Source organism: Aquisalinus luteolus, assembly GCF_009712425.2.
In the GTDB taxonomy this organism is placed as follows: Bacteria; Pseudomonadota; Alphaproteobacteria; order Caulobacterales; family Parvularculaceae; genus Aquisalinus; species Aquisalinus luteolus.
On sequence record NZ_VCJR02000001.1, the window covers coordinates 736,809 to 753,982 of the forward strand.

Consider the following 17,174-nt stretch of genomic DNA (forward strand, 5'->3'; position numbering starts at 1 on the left):
GCAGGCTAGCGCTTGTGGTTCAGCCAGTCGTCGATACGGGCATAGATGATGTACAGCACCGCGATCACGATGATGACGCCGATGGCGACTTGGAAGGCGAGGGTATAATCCTCCCGCGTGATCTCCGGGTCGGTCACTGGCGGCGTGCCGACTTCCGTTCCCGTGCCGGTATCATCACCAGCCGTGTCGTCGCTCGCAACGTCATCGGTCGCGCCGGTCGAACCGTCCGTCGACGTATCACTGGAGGTATCGTCAGTACTGTCTTCGGTCGCGTCATCAGTATCGGTGTCATCAGTCCCGGTATCGTCAGCTGGCTCACCATCGGCTGGCTCGTCCGTCGAACTATCCTCTTCGCCGGGGGCATCGGTCGTCGTGCCGCTATCGGTATCAGTCCCTGTATCCGTGCCAGTGTCGCCGGTCGTATCACCGTCGTCACCGCTATCGGGTTCGCCGTCTTCGCTACCTTCCTCGTCCTTGTCGCGGTTCATCCATGCCGCACCGGCACTGGCTGCGCCGCCCGCGCCGGCAACCACCGCGCCCTCCATGGTCCGCGAGGAGCCGATATTCTTGCGCCGGGGTGAATTCTCCTCCGGTGTGACGCGGCTGGAATCCTCGTCAGTATCGCCCAGCTCGTTGCTGTCCATCGGCTGCAGGAACAGTGCTTTCTCGGCAGCGCGGCGATTTACGAGGCCCTGCACGACCTGTTTCTGGCCGTTCACGGTCGCCTTGTTCCACCAGGTGATGGCATCTGCTGCTTCGGTGATCTTCCCCTGGTTGAAGAATTTCAGGGCACTCGACCCGCGAAAAGCGCTGACGCCGATATTGTAGGACAGCGATACGAAGGCATCGAACTGGTTCTGGTTGATGTCGCGTTTGAGGCCGCCCGAGACACCTTCCTCGAAGCGCTGCAACTCGTCGCGCAGCAGCTCCTCGGCATAGCCCTGGCTGATGCGCACGGGCTGGCCGCCATTGGCCGCGACGGCGGCAGCAACGCTGTCATAGCGCCTGCCGTCTATGCTGATCGGACCGATATGGCCGTAGCCAATGGTCCAGATACCGGCCACATCCTTGTAGGCATCGAGGCGAATGCCCTCGAAATGCTTGATCAGGTCGATCCCAGTTTGCGAAGCCCTCATACCATCCCCTTCCGGCGCCATTTGAGGCTAACCGGCCTTTCGCTGCCTGCAGTCTAGACCAGCCTGTGTTGCCCAACAATGGCGGCGTTAACTTTTTGTTCAATGCTACAAACGCCTGAGACGGGGAAAAGATCGCAAACCGGGCCTGATTTTTGCTTCTGTCCCAACCAGTTGGCGAAATGACACGGAAGAGTCTCTTTTTCGTCACACAAATTTTATGCAATGGGGAAGGTCTCGCCTTGCTGAATCAGGCCGTTTTGCCTATGACGCACATGCATTGCCATGGGTCGGGACATCATTCAGGGAGTACAGGATGTCGGCAACTGAAACTGAAGAATATCGTCCGTCAGACGACGAGCCCTTCATGAACGAGCGCCAGCTCGAATATTTCCGCAAGAAGTTGCTCGACTGGAAAGAGGACATCCTGCGGGCCAGCAAGGATACGCTGGGCCAGCTTCAGGAAGACAGTCTCCACCTGCCGGATGCCGCTGACAGGGCCTCGAGCGAGAGCGACAAGGCACTGGAACTGCGCACCCGCGACCGCCAGCGCAAGCTGATCTCCAAGATCGATGCTGCCCTGCGTCGGATCGATACCGGCGAATACGGGTTTTGCGAAGATACTGGTGAGCCGATCAGCCTTGGCCGTCTCGAAGCCCGCCCGATCGCGACCCTGTCGCTGGAAGCGCAGGAACGCCACGAGCGCCAGGAAAAAGTCCACAGGGACGATTGACAGGGCGACGATTAGAGCGACGACTGATCAGGCAGCGTCGGCTTTTCCGAGAGCGATAAAATCATCAAGGGTGGCGAATGTGCCGCCCTTTTCATTTTTGAACCAGGTGAAATAGGCATCTGACCGCGCCAGCAAGGCGTCGACCATCTCGGCGGTTTCGCTGTAGGGTGTCGCGCCTTCGGTCAACGAGGTCGAATGCAGGCTGAAGGTCATGATGCTGACCTTTTCGCGTATGAGCGCGTGGGTCAGGCTCTTCAGATCGTCAATCTCATAACCTTCGGGCGACAGGCGCACCGGCGCTGTCATGTGCTTGAGCAGGGTGGGCAGGGGGCCATTCCCGTCCGGCGCGCCCTTGGTACCGGGCAGTATCAGCTGTGTGCCGCGCAGCACGCGCCCGCCGGACACAGGCAGGCACAGCATCGCCGTGCCGTTCTCGTCCGGCTTGCGCCACCATGCCTTTGCCGAATGACCGGTGAAGTCCGGACCGCCATCGCCGCCCTGATCGAAGCCTGCGGAGGGCGATGAATCCAGCCACACGCCTTGCGCTAGCAGGTCCGCCTGCACGGCGGGCGACACGCCATACCGTCCCGCCCGATGGGCAATCGGGTTGATGCCAAAAACCTGATGGAAAGTTTCGATCAGGGTGCCCAGCTTTTCGCGATGCAGGTCCGCCGGCAGGTTCGCCTGATAGGAGGTGCGCGGCGTGTTCTCAGTCGTGTGCGGTGGTGTCACCCATTGGTGCAGGTGCAGGCCTAGGCTGGCCCTGCCACTGTCCTGCAACTCGCGGAAATAGCGCGCTGTCGCTTCATCCTGCATCAGCGGCCAGGTGATGAAGTAAATCGGCTTGATGGAATGGCTCTCGCACAGCATCTGGAAGCGGGCAATGCCTAACGGATCGGCGATCGAATGGCTGGCGAAGTCATTGGCCGACCAGTCGAAGATTTCCTCCGTATCCACCGTCACCACCATGGCTGGCGCGGTGCCATGGATATAGGGGCGGTCATACTGCCAGTCAGGCTTTGCCGTATGCGATGCGGTGGGCTGTGTTCCCGTCATACTGTCGAATAGCGATTTCAGGCCCAGCGACGTTTCCTTCCAGGAGAACTGTTCCGCATAGGCCCTTGTCCTGATCCGGGCGGGTGGATTGTCCAGCAGGTCTTTCACAGCGGTCACGATGCTCTCGGCACTGCGGTTCTCCGTCAGCCGGCCCGCTTCTGGCGCTGCGACCACTTCACCGGAACCCCAGACAGGTGTTGCAACACAGGGCGTGCCGCAGGCCATCGCTTCCAGCAGCACATTGGGCCAGCCCTCGCGCGAAGACGCGAGCACCAGCACGTCGGCAGCACTATAGAGGGCGGGTAGTTCTTCATGGGGCAGACCGCCGGTGAAAATCACACGTTCTGTCAGGCCCGACTTATCCGCCTGTGCCTCAAGCATGCTACGATCCGGCCCCGAACCGGCGATCACCAGCGTTGCGCCGGGCAGGTCTTTCAGCGCTTCAATGACGAGGCCATGTCCCTTGCGCTCGATCAGGTGACCGACAGAAAGAAGGACAGTGCCTGACAGGCCAAGGCGCTTGCGCGTCTCTTCCCGTTCAGTCTCGTGGAACAGGTCGAGGTCGACGCCATTGCGCAGTACATGGATTTTCCCATCCTCCGCGCCCAGTGTCGCCATCTCGTCCTTCAGGGCACGGCAGACGGTGATCGACGCATCGGCCTTTGCCGCCGCATCGAGGATCATCCGCTTCTGGCGCGGATATGACGGGATCAGGTTGATGTCGGTACCCCGTGCGGTCACCGTTACAGGCTTGCCGAGACGGCGGGCGACCTCCACGGCGGCGACACCGTCAGGGTAGTAGTAATGCGCATCGATCAGGTCAAAGTCCCAGCCTTGCGCGATCAGGCGGCGTGCCTCGCGCTCAAAACAGCGGGTCAGGGCGCTCGCAGCCCATGTCATGCCGATCTTCGGCGGCAGCGGATAGCGCGGGTGGACGACCTCGATCCCATGGCGGGTCTCGGCCTGCGGGGCTGCGGCGAAGGCGGCATACTTGCCGAAAACGGGCTGCCTGAACGGAAACCACGGCACCGGCGCGATGACTTTCGCCTCGACACCGCCTTCCTTCAGCAAGGCGCGCAGACGGTTCTCCACGAACACGCCATGGGTCGGCATGGCGGCGTTGGGATAGAGTGTCGTCAGGGTCAGGATACGCATAGGGATCAGTCAGTCCGGTCCGAAACGGCAGTAATACTGCTTGTCTTCAGGTAATAGCAGGCAACCGTTTCCAGAACTTCAACGCAATACAAGAGCTTTGCCGCCCTCCGCAAACACACTTCAGGGGCGAGTGGCATGCTTCCTGCTAGCCAGATGTGCGGCATTGCCATGATCTGTCACAGTGAGTAACAAGGCGCCGCGTGAGGGTTGTATAGTGAGTAGTCTAACAGACATCTGGGGCATTCCTGTTACTGTCCTGTTTATACAAGTCATCCTGTCGGGATGTCTTGCCCTCCTTTATCTGGGCTCCTTGCACCGTTCTGCGCGAAAAGCGCTCTTTTTTGCTGTTCCCGGGCGCCTCTGGCGGAAACCTTTCACTCACTTGCTGCGTAAGTCCATCATTATGGATGCTGACAAGTCTGGGGTTGAGCATTTGGACGGGCGGGTAAATCTGGAGTTGTTCGCCGAGCAGGAGATCGACGGTATTCCCGTCGTTCGCGGCGATCTGTGGGTGCGTGGCGGCAAGCGGCTCAGCGATATCATCATCAGCCTGGCGCTCATCCTGTTCACGCTGCCGCTGCTGTTGACGGTCGCCGCGCTGATCAGGCTGACCTCTCGCGGACCTGTTTTCTACAGCCAGACCCGTGTCGGGCGTCATGGGCGCCATTTCCGCATCCTGAAATTCCGCTCCATGACAGTCGATGCAGAGCGCGATGGTGCCAAATGGGCAGGAACGAACGATGCGCGCGTTACCTGGATCGGCAAGATCATCCGCAAGACACGGATCGACGAGATCCCGCAGGCAATCAACATCCTCCGTGGTGACATGAGCTTTGTCGGCCCGCGCCCGGAACGGCCTGAATTCACGGCCATCCTGAACGAACAGATCCCCCATTACGAGGAGCGCCACCGGGTCAAACCGGGCCTGACCGGCTGGGCGCAGATCAATTACGAATACGGGGCATCGGTCGAGGATGCGCGCATGAAGCTGCGCTATGACCTTTATTACATCAAGAACCACAGCCTGATCCTCGATCTGTTCATCATCGTGCGCACCGTATCGGTCGCGCTTCTGGGGACGGGCAGCCGATAGGACCAGCAGGAAATTGTGCCGTTTTGTGACGGCGGGGGATGTTTCTTAACGGGCCATAAAGAATAAAGGCGTTAATTTCCGCCCGTCTGGAACGAGCCCCATTCGTGCCGGCGGGTCCTGAACGCGAGTAATGAAGCGGTTTGCACCAGAAAGATGTGCAAAATCGTTGGTTAAGCCGAGATTCGGCACAGACCTCGCACCTGCAGGGCGAGGAGAGGACTGACAGATGACGAGTATGAAGTTTTTTGTATCGAAACTGGGGGCGGCACTGTTGTTGTTGCTCGTGGCTGCCTGCAGTTCGACACCACCGGGATCGATCAGCGATTCCCTCGGGCGCGGGCCAATTCCCGGACAAGGTCCCGGCCAAGCTTCGCAAGCAGCCGTTCAACAACAGTCCCAGGGCACGCTTCTACAGGCATCGCCTGAATATCTGATCGGCCCCCTCGATGAACTGAACATTTTCGTCTGGCGCGCGCCGGAGCTGTCCGGCGATGTTACCGTCCGTCCGGACGGGCGCATCTCCACACCGCTGGTGCAGGACATGCAGGCCGCCGGCAAGTCGCCGACACAGCTCGCCGTCGACCTGCAGCGTCAGTTGTCTGAATATGTCCGCAATCCGGAAGTCACCGTCAGCGTAAAGAAATTCTCCTCGACCTTTGACCAGCAGGTCAGGGTGCTGGGCGAGGCGCAGCGCCCTGTCGCGCTGCCCTATCAGGCCGGCATGACCGTGCTTGATGTCATGGTTGCCGTCGGCGGACTGACGGAATTCGCCGCCGGCAACAAGGCGGTTCTGATCCGCGGGCAGGGCGAGAACAAGCGCAGCTATCGTCTGCAGCTCGACGACCTGATGCGCCGTGCGGATGTGAAAGCGAATGTGCCGGTGCTGCCGGGCGATGTCATCCTGATCCCTGAAAGCATTTTCTAGATCAGGCAATAATATGCCGGCCCTTCGGGAAGGGCGACGGCGAGAGGGTAACGAGTACAGTGCTGACCTTGAACGATCTTCCCGGACCGATTGTCCGCTATGCCGTGGGGTTATGGACCCGCCGCTGGCTGGTCCTGTCCGTCGCTTGGTTGCTGGCCGCCATCGGTTGGCTCGCCATCATCCTGATGCCGGACAATTACGAATCCCGCGCGCAGATCTATGTCGACACCGACACGGCTCTGAACGAGACGCTGGAAGAAAGCGCCCGACGCGCCGATTTCGAAAAGCGCGTGCGGGTCATGACGCTACAATTGCTGTCACGTGAAAACCTCGAACAGGTCATTGCCGAAGTCGGTATCGATCAGGAGATCGCTACTGCTGCCGCGGAACGCGCGCCGGGCAATGCAGCCGAGCAGGAGCGTATCCGCAATGTCCTCCTGCAACGGAAGATCCAGTCGCTTGGCGAAGGCATCAAGATCTCCAGTTCCGAAGAGCAGTATTATACGATCTCCTACATGGACAAGAGCCCGGTAATGGCCCAGCGCATCGTCGCTGCTGTTGTCGATCAGTTCATCGAGAAGGATGTGGGGACTGCCATTTCCCAGAGCGAGACGGCCCTGTCACGCCTCGACCGGGAGATTCAGCGCTATGAAGCGCTGCTTTCGGATAAGGACCAGGAAATCGCCGCCTTCCGCAGGGAGAATGCGGACGAGCTGACGGGCAATGAAAACCAGACCCGCCGCCTTGATCAGAAAGAGGGTGAGCTGTCCGGTATCGAATTTTCCATCGAACAGTCGACCCGCCGCCGCCAGACACTGATCGGCGAGCTTGCTACGACGCCGCGCAATTCGTCGGGTACGGAGCTTGACCAGCTGAAGCTGCAACTTGCCCAGCTGCAAAGCCAGTACCGCGACAATTACCCGGACATCATCGCCCTGAAGGCGCGTATCGCCGAGCTTGAAAATGGCGGCGCCAGCCTGCCGAACAATCCGGAGTACCAGCGCCTCGAAGCGTCCATTCGCGTTGTCGAGGATGAACTTGCCGTGCTGCGCCAGCGCCAGGCTGACCTTCGCACGGAGATCGAGCAGCTGACCCTGACGGCAAGCCAGGTACCGGCCGTGCAGGCCGAGCTGCAGGAGATCATGCGCAATTACGAGCAGATCGAGTCCAGCTACAAGGACCTCCTGTCCGAGCGTGAGCGCCAGTCGATCACCGCCTCCCTGTCGGAGGGTGGTGGCACTGTCGACTACAATCTCTACGAAGCGCCGACAATCGCAGCAGAACCGACCTGGCCGCCGCGCGGGTTGATGAGCCTTGCGGTGTTCGTGCTTGCCCTTGGTGCCGGTGTGGGTGTTGCGTTCCTGCTGGCCCAGATCGACCGCACCTATACCCAGGCCAGTGACCTTGAGAAGGCGCTGGGCCTGCCTGTCCTCGGCGCCATTTCGCCGGCGCAGACGCCGGCCCGCCGCCGCGAAAACTTTTTTGACCAGACCGCCATTGTCGGTGTTGCAGGGTTGCTGTTCGTGACCGCCTGCGCCCTGTTCTGGCTCCATGAAATCCATGTCGATGCGGACGACACCAGACCCGGCCTTCTGGCCGCAAGCGAGGCTGTATGAGTCTGATCGAACGCGCCACAAACGCACAGCGCAATACACGTAACGAAGACGACACCCGGCATGAGGCTGCTGGAGATCGGTCAGAGAGCCGGGCGACCAACCGCGCCAGTGCCGATCGCAACCTGCCGGTGGTCCAGCCACAAGAAGAGCAGTTCTCCGAGGACGATCTCGACCTCGATCTGGACAATACCGATTGGAGCCGGGTGTTCGAACTGAACAAGGATTTGCTGGCCAGGCAGGGCTTCCTCGTGCCGGATACGAAAGACAAGCGGCTGGCGCTTGAAATGCGGGCGGTCAAACGCCGCCTCCTGCGCCGTCTCAATTTCTATCGCACCGAAAACTCCAGCCGCCGCCGCCCGACACCCCGCGGCCCGGTGCGCAACACCGTTCTGTTCACCTCTACGCGTCCGGCAGAGGGGAAGACCTTTTCTGCCATCAACCTCGCGCTCAGCCTGGCGCTGGAAGACAATATCAGTGTGCTGCTCATCGATGCCGATGTGCCGCGCCCGAAAGTCTTTCATCATTTCGGGCTTGAGGCGGGCGAGGGGCTGACAGACCGGGTGCTCGATTCTTCGACACCGATGGAAGAGCTGATCGTAAGAGAGGGCACTTATCCGCTGTCGCTGCTCAGCCAGGGCAGGGCGAAGGTCAATCCGATCGAGCTTTTCGCCAGCGAGGAAATGGCTGAGTTTGTTGAGGAAGTCTCCCGCCGTTATCCGGACCGCATCATCATTTTCGATGCACCCCCGGTGCTGGCGACGCCAGAGGCGGTCGTTCTCGCTCGCCATGTCGATGAGACCATCTTCCTCGTCGAGGCCAATGAAACGCCGGAACCGGCTGTGGCGATCGCTCTGGAAGAACTGCTCGATAACAACGAGAACATCTCGCTTATCCTGAACAAGTGCCTCGCACCGCAGGCTGCGGCTCATTACGGTTCCTATGAGGAATATTACACAAAGGGTTCTGAACTGAAATCCAGCCATTTGAACCGCAGGGAGCGGTAGGACATGATGGCGCGGCTCCTCAGGCTCTCCCTGCTGGCTGGCGTTGCCGCCGGCAGCGTTGTGCCGTCAGCCTACGCACAAAGCCAGGATACCCGCGAGAGATTGTCCGAGCGCTATCTCGAAGGTCGCCAGAATACGACAGCTCTCCCGGAAACTGCGGGAACCCAGCCGGGCGACCGTGCAAGCCGCCAGGCCTATGAGGCAAGGCCGCTCTCCTATGTGCTGCGGGTCAGCCCAAGGGTGACGTATTCGGACAATGTCGAGCTTGCCCCTGAGGGCTTTGAACAACAGGATGCGCTCGCCTCCGTTTACATGTCGGGCGGGGCGCTGGTCGATCGCGTTCGGTTCAAGGGCATCGTCAATGGCTCGATCGAGGTTGGCAGCTATCTAAATCCGCCGGAAGTCGGCGGCGAGGCCCTCTACGACCGCACCGTCTTCAGCCCGAACGTGATTGCGGGCGGCACGACAAAGCTGGTCGATAATCTGTTCTACTTCGACCTTGCTGCATCGGCCCGCGAACAGGCGCTGGACGAGACGACGCGCTCTTCAGGCGGCACGTCACTGGCCGGCAATCAGCGCCTTGCCAATTCCTACGCCGTCAGCGCCAGCCCGTATCTGTTCCGCCGGCTCGGCAGCGAGGCCACGATTGAGGCGCGCTACCGCTATGTCGCGGTTTCTGTCGATGACGACCAGTCGGTGGAGGGCATTGATGATTATCTCAATGACTCGCAGTCACACGAACTGATCGCGGAATATTCCAGCGGCCGCCTGTTCGATCGCGTCGGCTTTTCCGTCCGCGCCTTTGCCAATTCGACGGAGGAAACAGGCAGCCAGGTATTGCCGGAGGTCGATTTCAGCCAGGCCAGCATTTCCGGCGATCTGCGCTATGCCATGAACCGCAAGGTCTCTCTGGTTGGCACCGTCGGCTATGATGATGTCGAGACCAATGGCACCAGCCCGTTCGATGATGACGACCTCAGCGGTACCTTCTGGAAGGCCGGTGTCGCGCTGACACCCGGTCGCCGCAGCGAGGCGAGCCTGGAGCTTGGCGAGCGCTATGGCGGCACATGGGTCGATGCCTCCGCGTCCTGGCGGTATTCAAGCCGGCTGCAATTCCGCCTGTCCGCCAATAACCGCCTGATGACGACGGCACAGGCACAGGCTGAGCGCTTCAACGTGCTGCAGGAAGAAACCCTGTCCTATGCGGAGGAGTTGCGCCAGCTAGGCAATCTGACCTCCGAGAATATTCTCGAGCGCGTGCTGGAATTCAACGAGGGCCTGTCCGACCTGACGCGCCAGCAGGCAGGCCTGTCGCGCTCCACAGGTGTCTATGCCGATATGATCGCCCAGGCACCGCGCAGTTCGCTCGTGTTGCGCACCGGTTATGACAAGTCCGATTTCGGGTTCGAGGAGATCGACACCTGGTCCATTTCCGGATTGCTCAATCACCGTATTTCCCGTCGCCTCGATGCCTATGCCCGCGCCAATTATCAGGATTCCAGTGGCGAGATCGGCGGCAGCCTGGAAGACTGTCTGACGGCGCTGCGCCAGAATCCGGACAATGCAGGCATGACCGACGCCATGCTGCAGGCGATCTGCCAAAGCGGCGAGGGCCTCGCCCTCGACACGCGCACGCTGATCCTCTCCGCTGGGCTTGATTACCTGCTGTTCCGCGACCTGAATGCCTTTGCGGCATTAAGCAGAAGCCAACGTTTTGCCGATACACCTGCCAATGAATACGTTGAAAACTCGGTCACCGTCGGCCTGAGTTACGACTTTTAACCGGCGCGACGCCGCCAGGGTGTTGAAATGATTGAAGATTATTTCGGGTTGATCAAAGCGCCGTTCAAGCTGAGCGCTGACCCGTATTTCTATTTTGACAGCCCGACCCATCGCAAGGCGATGTCGTACCTGCAATATGGCATCCAGCAGGCGGAGGGGTTTGTCGTCATCACCGGCGATACTGGCGTCGGCAAGACGACGCTGGTGCATCAACTGCTCAATGGTCTCGACAACAGCCAGATCGTCGCCGCGACCATGGATATCAGTCACGTCGCGCCGGGCGAGACGCTGTCACAGGTTTTGTCCGCTTTCCGGATAGAACCGGCTGGCACCGGGGCAAGCGCCAGTATCGAAGCATTGCAGGAATTCCTGACCGATCAGGTCGGCGATGGCCGCCAGGCTGTGCTGATCGTCGATGAAGCGCAGAACCTCTCGCCGCAGACGCTGGAAGAGCTGCGTATCCTGACGAACTTGTCCTATGACGGCCTGCCGCTGTTGCAGATATTCCTGATCGGGCAGAGCGAGATGCAGGACATGATTGCGCGCTCGGACATGGAACAGTTCCGCCAGCGGGTGATTGCCTCCTATCATGTCTCTCCGCTCACCCGCGACGAGACCGCCGCCTATATCGACCACCGACTTTATGCGGCTGGCTTCAAGGATGAGCAGTCGCTGTTCACCGATCGCGCGCAGGACCTGATCTATCGTCATACGGGCGGTGTGCCTCGGCGCATCAACAAGCTGTGCGCGCGGGTTCTGCTGCAGACGGCCTTGGACGAGAAGGACTTTGTCGATGCCGCCTGCGTCCAGGCCGTGATCGACGATCTGGATCAGGAAATGGGCCTCACCCGGGAAGAGCAGGTCGAGGAACCGGGGGAAGATTTTATCCCCGTACAGGACCAGCCAGATTATGTCAGTGCCGGGTCACAAGCCGATATTTCCTTGCCGGTAGAGGAAGAGCCATATCAGGACGATGTCCTTGCGGATGATACCCTCGATGAGGCGATCGACGAGGCCGCTGCTGTCCTCGCTTCCGGGGATGAGCCCCAGGGTGAAGAGAGTACCGATGCCGATGTTGCGCCCGACGACGTCGTTACATTGGGCGTCAGCGAGGAAGCGCCTTTCGATGAGAACGGCTACGCTGCCGATGACTATGCCGATATTGCCTCTGAGGCTGAGCCGGTCTTTGAATCCGCTCCTGAGAGCCCGAGCAATGTCTATCCGATTTTCAGCACACAGCGCGAGGAAACAGCGCCCCATGCTGATGAATTTGAAGAAACCGAAAACAATGACGTCATGGCTGCCCAAGAAGAGAACAGCCACGACACCGAAATTGAAGAAGAGCCTGAAGTGCCTGTCGCCGCGCAGCCGGAGAGCAGGACAGAGGAGGATTACCCGATGAGCGTACTGGACCGGCTGCAGGCCGCGAAACGCAAATATTTCCCAGGGTCTGGTGCCAGCGACGAGCAGGCCGTATCGGACGATGTGCCCGTTGCCGTTGCGCCTGAGGCAGATACGAATGACGATTTCGAGGAGCTCGGCCGGCAATTGCGCACACAATTCGAGGATGGAAATGTGCTGGAACAGGCTGTTGCCGAGGGCGATCCCGATGCCCGCAGGGAACGCGTCGCAACGCTGAAATCAGATCTGGAGACCTTTCTCGAAGAAGTCCGCAGCGGCCTAGGCGACCTGGAACAGTCAATGCAGGTCGTGAACGACAAGATCACCGAGATCGAAGCCTGGCAGAACAGCCGCAATGGCTTGCTGAAAGACAAGCTCCACAATGTCGAGACCATGCTTGATCGCCTGCAGGAAAGAAACTGACGATGGCTCAGGACCACAGCATTGGCGACCAGCGCCGCGCCGCCGGTCCTGATCGCCCCATCCCCCGGAAAAACGGCGTTCACGTCATGTCTGTGGATGTCGAGGACTATTTCCAGGTCTGGGCGCTGTCGAGCGTCATCAACCGTCAGGACTGGGACAGTTACTCCCTGCGCGTGGAAGACACGACGCGCCGTGTGCTCGACCTGTTCGCCCGCACCGGCACGACGGCGACCTTCTTTACCCTCGGCTGGGTGGCAGAGCGTTGCCCGTCACTGATGCGCGATATTGTCGAGGCGGGTCACGAGGTCGGCAGCCACGGCTATGAGCATATGAAGGTGTTCGACCAGACACCGGACGAGTTTCGCGCTGACGTGACAAGGACGAAAAAGATCCTTGAGGATGTCACTGGCAAGCCGGCCAATGGCTACCGCGCCGCCGGGTTCTCCATCGATTCCCGCACGCCATGGGCATTCGAAATCCTCGCCGAGGCAGGCCATCTCTACAGCTCCTCCGTACACCCTATCGTGCACGATCATTACGGCATGCCGGAGGCACCGCGCCACGCCTGGCATCCGATCGAGGGGTCCGACTTCGTAGAGATTCCGGTCTCCACGGTCGATGCATGGGGCAAGCGCTTTTCCTGTGCCGGGGGCGGCTGGTTCAGGCTGCTGCCCTATGCCTGGTCGAAGCACCTGTTACAGCGCCTGATCGAGGGCGAGGGCGGGTCCGCCGTCTTCTATTTTCATCCGTGGGAGGTTGATCCCGGCCAGCCGCGCGTCGACGGGATCAGCGCGAAGTCTCGCCTGCGCCATTATACCAATCTGGACCGCATGGAAGCCAGGCTGGAAAAGCTGCTCACCAACTACACCTGGCGGCGCATGGACGACGTGTTTCCGCTCCAGCCCCTGCAGGTGGCAGCATGAACGCGCCTGTTTCCTCCATCGCTCCGCAACAAGCGGCCTGTACGGTGCGCCGGGCGCAGCCGTCGGATGCGCGCGCATGGAATGACTATGTTCTCGCTCATCCGCACTCGTCCTTTTTTCATCGTTTCGAGTGGGGCAAGGTCATCGGCCAGACCTACGGCCACGAAGCGGTCTTCCTCATCGCAAATGCCCCGGACGGCAATATCAACGGCATACTGCCGCTGATCCATGTTCGCAGCCCGCTATTCGGCAGGGCGCTGATATCGACAGCCTTCACCGTCGGCGGGGGCGTGCTTGCGGATGATGCCGCAGCCGAGGCTTCTCTAATGGCCGCTGCCGAGCGGCTGGGGCAGGAGCGGGGTGTCGATTATGTCGAACTGCGCGGTGGCGCGGCTGCACCTGACTGGCAGACGAAAGACGCGACCTATGCCGGCTTCGTTAAGGATATTCCGGCAGATCCGGAGGAGAATCTCTCCGCGATCCCGCGCAAGAAACGCGCAGATGTGCGCAAGGGCATCAAGGCGGCCGAGGTCGGTGATCTGGCGGTCGATCGTGCTGGTGACATCGACACTTTCTATGCTCTTTATGCGGAAAGCGTGCGAAATCTCGGCACGCCGGTCCTGTCGAAACACCTCATTACCAACCTTGCCGCGGCCTTCGGCGCGGATATGGATGTCTCGGTCGTGCTCGCCTCCGGCACGCCTGTCGCGGGGCTCGTCAGCTTTTATCACAAGGGCACCGTCATGCCCTATTATGGCGGCGCATCGCCTGCGGCCCGGTCGCTGCATGCCTATGACTATATGTACTGGTCACAGATGCGCCATGCCGCGGAGCGGGGCTGCACAAGCTTTGATTTCGGACGTTCCAAGACAGGCACCGGCGCCTATGACTACAAGCGCTATTGGGGTTTCGATCCTCAGCCGCTTGCCTATCACTATTACCTCGTCAAGGCGGACGAGATGCCGGACATCAATCCGAACAACCCCAAATTCCGGCTGCTAACAAATGTCTGGAGCAGGATGCCCCTGTTCATGGCCAACCGGCTGGGACCGCTGATCGCCAGACAGCTGGGCTAGGGCGATGAGCCAGGCACCTGCCGATAATCGCAAGAGTGCACTATTGCTGGTGCACCGCATTCCGTGGCCACCGGACAAGGGCGACAAGATCCGCTCATGGCGGCTGTTCCGCTACCTGGCTGACCGCTACAGGCTTTCCTGCGGGTTCTTCGTCGATGACCCGGCTGACATGGTCCATGTCGATCATCTCGCGCAGTTCTGTGATGACGTGAAAGCGGTGAAGATCGATCCCCGGTTAGCCCGCCTGCGTTCGCTGACAGCGCTTGCCAATGGCAGGCCGATGACGTTCGACTTCTATCGCAGCAAAGAGATGACGGACTGGGTAGCCCAAACGCTGGGGCGTGGTGTTGATGCTGCCTTCGGCTTTTCGGCTGCTGTCATGCCTTACCTTGAAAGGGCCGCCTGTCCCGTCTTCGCCGATCTGGTCGACGCCGACAGCGCCAAATGGTCGAGCTATGGCGACCAGGCATCCTTTCCCATGTCCGCGCTCTATGCCCGGGAGGGCAGGGTGCTGGCCGACGCCGAAGCCGCCATCTCCCGCCGCGCGAGCCACACTTTCCTGATCACGGCGGAAGAGGCGGCCATCGTCAAGGCCCACCCGCAGGCTGACCCCGAAAACATTGGCTGGTACGGCAATGGTGTCGATACGGACTATTTCGATCCTGAAGCCGATTTCACGCCGCTCGACCAGCGTGTCGACCTCATCTTCAACGGTGCGATGGACTACCAGCCCAATGTCGAGGCGGTGACATGGTTCGCTGATGCGGTCTGGCCGCAGCTGCGCCAGGCTGACCCTGACCTGACCTTCGCCATCGTCGGCGCACGACCGACTGCAACAGTCAGCAAGCTCGCCGACCTGCCCGGCATCACCGTCACCGGCAGGGTGGAGGATATGCGCCCCTGGCTTGCGGCGGCTCGCATCGCCGTTGCGCCATTGCAGATTGCCCGCGGTGTCCAGAACAAGGTGCTGGAAGCCATGGCCATGGCCCGCCCGGTCATCGCCAGCCCCGGCGCCGCGACCGGTATCGCCGCAATACCCGGCGAGCACTTCTTCATCGCCGATGGGGCGGAGGCATTCCGCGATCGCATAGTCGCATTGTTGCAGGACGAGAATACTGCCGTCGCTATCGGACAGGCGGCTCGCACACACATGGTCGCCACGGGCAGCTGGGGAGCCCAGTTAACGCTTCTGGGCAATGTACTCGATGGGCACGGAATTTAGGAACCGCTTCCAAAGACCGATCCAAACACCTGATTTCCTTTATAAAACTCCAAACGCGCAATCCTTGCGTGTCATATAATTGAGACTTGTTGATCCCCTGTGGAAAGGTTAACCTCGCTCCGGGAAGAAACCAGTTTGGGGATAGTTATGCCTTTCATGAGAATTATTCTGCCGCTCGTCATCGCCGGCCTGTTCATCTATGCGCCGCTGCTCGAGCAAACGAGCGAAGGCGCCTTTACCGGTCAGGGCACTGACATGGTAACCGGTGCTGCCTATGTCGGCACGTCTGTCGATTGCGCGATGGAGCTGAACTTCAATCCGCTCGCGGATGGCTGCGAACCGCAAAACGGCATTACCGGCTGGGTTGTCTATGCCGCCGTTGCCGTTAGTGCGGTTGCCGCGATCATCGGCGTTCTCGGCCTGCTGCCGTTCCTTGCCGGGATTTCCGGTTTCCTGACATTCCTGTCCGGTGCTGCCGGCACGGCCGCCTCCGGCACGCTGCTCTATCAGATCTGGCAGCGCGACATGCTGGGCGATGTCCAGTGGTTCATGTGGGCGGCGCTTGCCGCATCGCTGCTGACGATCCTCGTCGGCATGAGCTCGATGAGCAGCAAGTCCGACTAGACCTGAATACCGGTACCGAAAACATGAACGCGCTCCTCTCCGGGGCGCGTTTTTTCATGTCAGGGCCATTTGGCTTCAGGGGGCAGGGAAGACAGGATAGCGTCGACATTGCCGCCGGTCTTCAGCCCGAACTGGGTGCCGCGGTCATAAAGAAGGTTGAACTCGGCGTAGCGCCCACGACGGATCAGCTGTTCCTCGCGTTCATCCTTGGTCCACTTCTGGTTCATGCGCTTGCCGACCAGCGCCGGGTATGACCCCAGGAACGCCTTGCCGACGTCCTGGGTAAAGGCAAAGTCAGCCTCCCAGTCGCCGCTGTCGTGCCGGTCATAGAAAATGCCGCCGACGCCGCGGGCTTCGCCCCGGTGGGGCAGGAAGAAATACTCGTCGCACCATGCCTTGAAGCGCGGATAATAGTCTTCGTGATGACGATCGCAGGCACTCTTGAAGGCCGCATGGAAGGCCAGAGTATCCTCGTGGGTTTCGCCGCGATAGGCATCCATCATCGGGTTGAGGTCGCCGCCGCCGCCGAACCATGTCTTCGTCGTTGCAATCATCCGCGTGTTCATATGCGCCGCCGGCGCGTGGGGATTGCGGGTATGGGCGATGAGCGAAATGCCGGCGGCCCAGAAGCGGGGGTCTTCCTCCGCGCCCGGTATCTGCGCGCGGAACTCCGGCGAGAACTCGCCATGGACGGTGGAGATATGCACCCCGACCTTTTCGAACACCTTGCCATGCATCAGCGCCATGGTGCCGCCGCCTTCGTCGGTACCTGTTTTTGACCGTTGCCAGTCGGTGCGAACGAATCGCCCGGGGGCCGATTCGCCATACAGGGCAGGGTCGGCCTCGGTCTCGAGCGTCTCGAAGGCCGCGCACAGCTGATCGCGCAGGCTGGCGAACCACTCCGCAGCCCGGCGTTTTTTCTCGGTTATCCCGCTAGAATCAAGATTATCCATTGGCGCACTTTATTCAGGTGTTGCCGAACTGCAACCTGCTTCAGGATGTTGAAAT

14 protein-coding genes are annotated in these 17,174 nt (G+C 60.4%); 11 read left to right on the forward strand and 3 right to left on the reverse strand.

Annotation, left to right across the window (positions count from 1 at the left end):
- Positions 1–5: 5 nt before the first annotated feature.
- Positions 6–1,136: a lysozyme gene (locus FF098_RS03320; RefSeq protein ID WP_155137332.1), complete on the reverse strand. Its 1,131-nt coding sequence runs from the start codon at positions 1,134–1,136 to the stop codon at positions 6–8.
- Between the two features lie 313 nt (positions 1,137–1,449).
- Between FF098_RS03320 and dksA the strand changes: the two genes are divergently transcribed.
- Complete coding sequence (gene dksA, locus FF098_RS03325) at positions 1,450–1,866, forward strand: RNA polymerase-binding protein DksA (protein WP_155137348.1); 417 nt, start codon at positions 1,450–1,452, stop codon at positions 1,864–1,866.
- A 27-nt stretch (positions 1,867–1,893) separates the two neighbouring features.
- Here the strand turns inward: dksA and FF098_RS03330 are convergent, their stop codons facing one another.
- A complete protein-coding gene (locus FF098_RS03330; RefSeq protein ID WP_155137351.1) occupies positions 1,894–4,077 on the reverse strand; it encodes a glycosyltransferase in 2,184 nt (727 codons plus the stop codon).
- A 382-nt stretch (positions 4,078–4,459) separates the two neighbouring features.
- Here FF098_RS03330 and FF098_RS03335 point away from each other — a divergent pair, with 382 nt between their 5' ends.
- The 10 genes from FF098_RS03335 (at position 4,460) to FF098_RS03380 (ending at position 16,166) form a co-directional block, all read left to right on the forward strand.
- Entirely contained in the window at positions 4,460–5,170 is a 711-nt protein-coding gene (locus FF098_RS03335; RefSeq protein WP_205967360.1) for an exopolysaccharide biosynthesis polyprenyl glycosylphosphotransferase, read from the forward strand.
- A gap of 235 nt (positions 5,171–5,405) precedes the next feature.
- Entirely contained in the window at positions 5,406–6,095 is a 690-nt protein-coding gene (locus FF098_RS03340) for an XrtA/PEP-CTERM system exopolysaccharide export protein (RefSeq protein ID WP_166426414.1), read from the forward strand.
- Between the two features lie 59 nt (positions 6,096–6,154).
- Positions 6,155–7,711 (forward strand): XrtA system polysaccharide chain length determinant, encoded by a 1,557-nt coding sequence (locus tag FF098_RS03345; RefSeq protein WP_155137357.1) that lies wholly within the window; start codon positions 6,155–6,157, stop codon positions 7,709–7,711.
- Positions 7,708–8,715 carry a P-loop NTPase family protein gene (locus tag FF098_RS03350; RefSeq protein ID WP_155137361.1) on the forward strand — a complete coding sequence of 336 codons (1,008 nt, stop codon included), beginning with the start codon at positions 7,708–7,710 and terminating at the stop codon, positions 8,713–8,715. The genes FF098_RS03345 and FF098_RS03350 overlap by 4 nt, the downstream gene beginning before the upstream one ends.
- Positions 8,716–8,718: 3 nt before the next feature.
- Positions 8,719–10,497 (forward strand): TIGR03016 family PEP-CTERM system-associated outer membrane protein, encoded by a 1,779-nt coding sequence (locus FF098_RS03355; RefSeq protein ID WP_155137365.1) that lies wholly within the window; start codon positions 8,719–8,721, stop codon positions 10,495–10,497.
- 27 nt (positions 10,498–10,524) lie between these two features.
- Positions 10,525–12,321, forward strand: a complete 1,797-nt coding sequence (locus tag FF098_RS03360; protein WP_155137369.1) for an ExeA family protein — start codon at positions 10,525–10,527, stop codon at positions 12,319–12,321.
- An 86-nt stretch (positions 12,322–12,407) separates the two neighbouring features.
- Positions 12,408–13,244: an XrtA system polysaccharide deacetylase gene (locus FF098_RS03365; RefSeq protein ID WP_205967429.1), complete on the forward strand. Its 837-nt coding sequence runs from the start codon at positions 12,408–12,410 to the stop codon at positions 13,242–13,244.
- Positions 13,241–14,320 carry a FemAB family XrtA/PEP-CTERM system-associated protein gene (locus tag FF098_RS03370; RefSeq protein ID WP_155137375.1) on the forward strand — a complete coding sequence of 360 codons (1,080 nt, stop codon included), beginning with the start codon at positions 13,241–13,243 and terminating at the stop codon, positions 14,318–14,320. The genes FF098_RS03365 and FF098_RS03370 overlap by 4 nt, the downstream gene beginning before the upstream one ends.
- A 4-nt stretch (positions 14,321–14,324) precedes the next feature.
- Positions 14,325–15,542 carry a TIGR03087 family PEP-CTERM/XrtA system glycosyltransferase gene (locus FF098_RS03375; RefSeq protein WP_155137378.1) on the forward strand — a complete coding sequence of 406 codons (1,218 nt, stop codon included), beginning with the start codon at positions 14,325–14,327 and terminating at the stop codon, positions 15,540–15,542.
- 156 nt (positions 15,543–15,698) lie between these two features.
- Positions 15,699–16,166, forward strand: coding sequence for a hypothetical protein (locus FF098_RS03380; protein ID WP_155137381.1), 468 nt, complete (start codon positions 15,699–15,701; stop codon positions 16,164–16,166).
- Between the two features lie 59 nt (positions 16,167–16,225).
- Here FF098_RS03380 and hemF read toward each other — a convergent pair whose 3' ends face one another.
- A complete protein-coding gene (hemF, locus tag FF098_RS03385; protein WP_155137386.1) occupies positions 16,226–17,119 on the reverse strand; it encodes an oxygen-dependent coproporphyrinogen oxidase in 894 nt (297 codons plus the stop codon).
- Between the last annotated feature and the right edge of the window lie 55 nt (positions 17,120–17,174).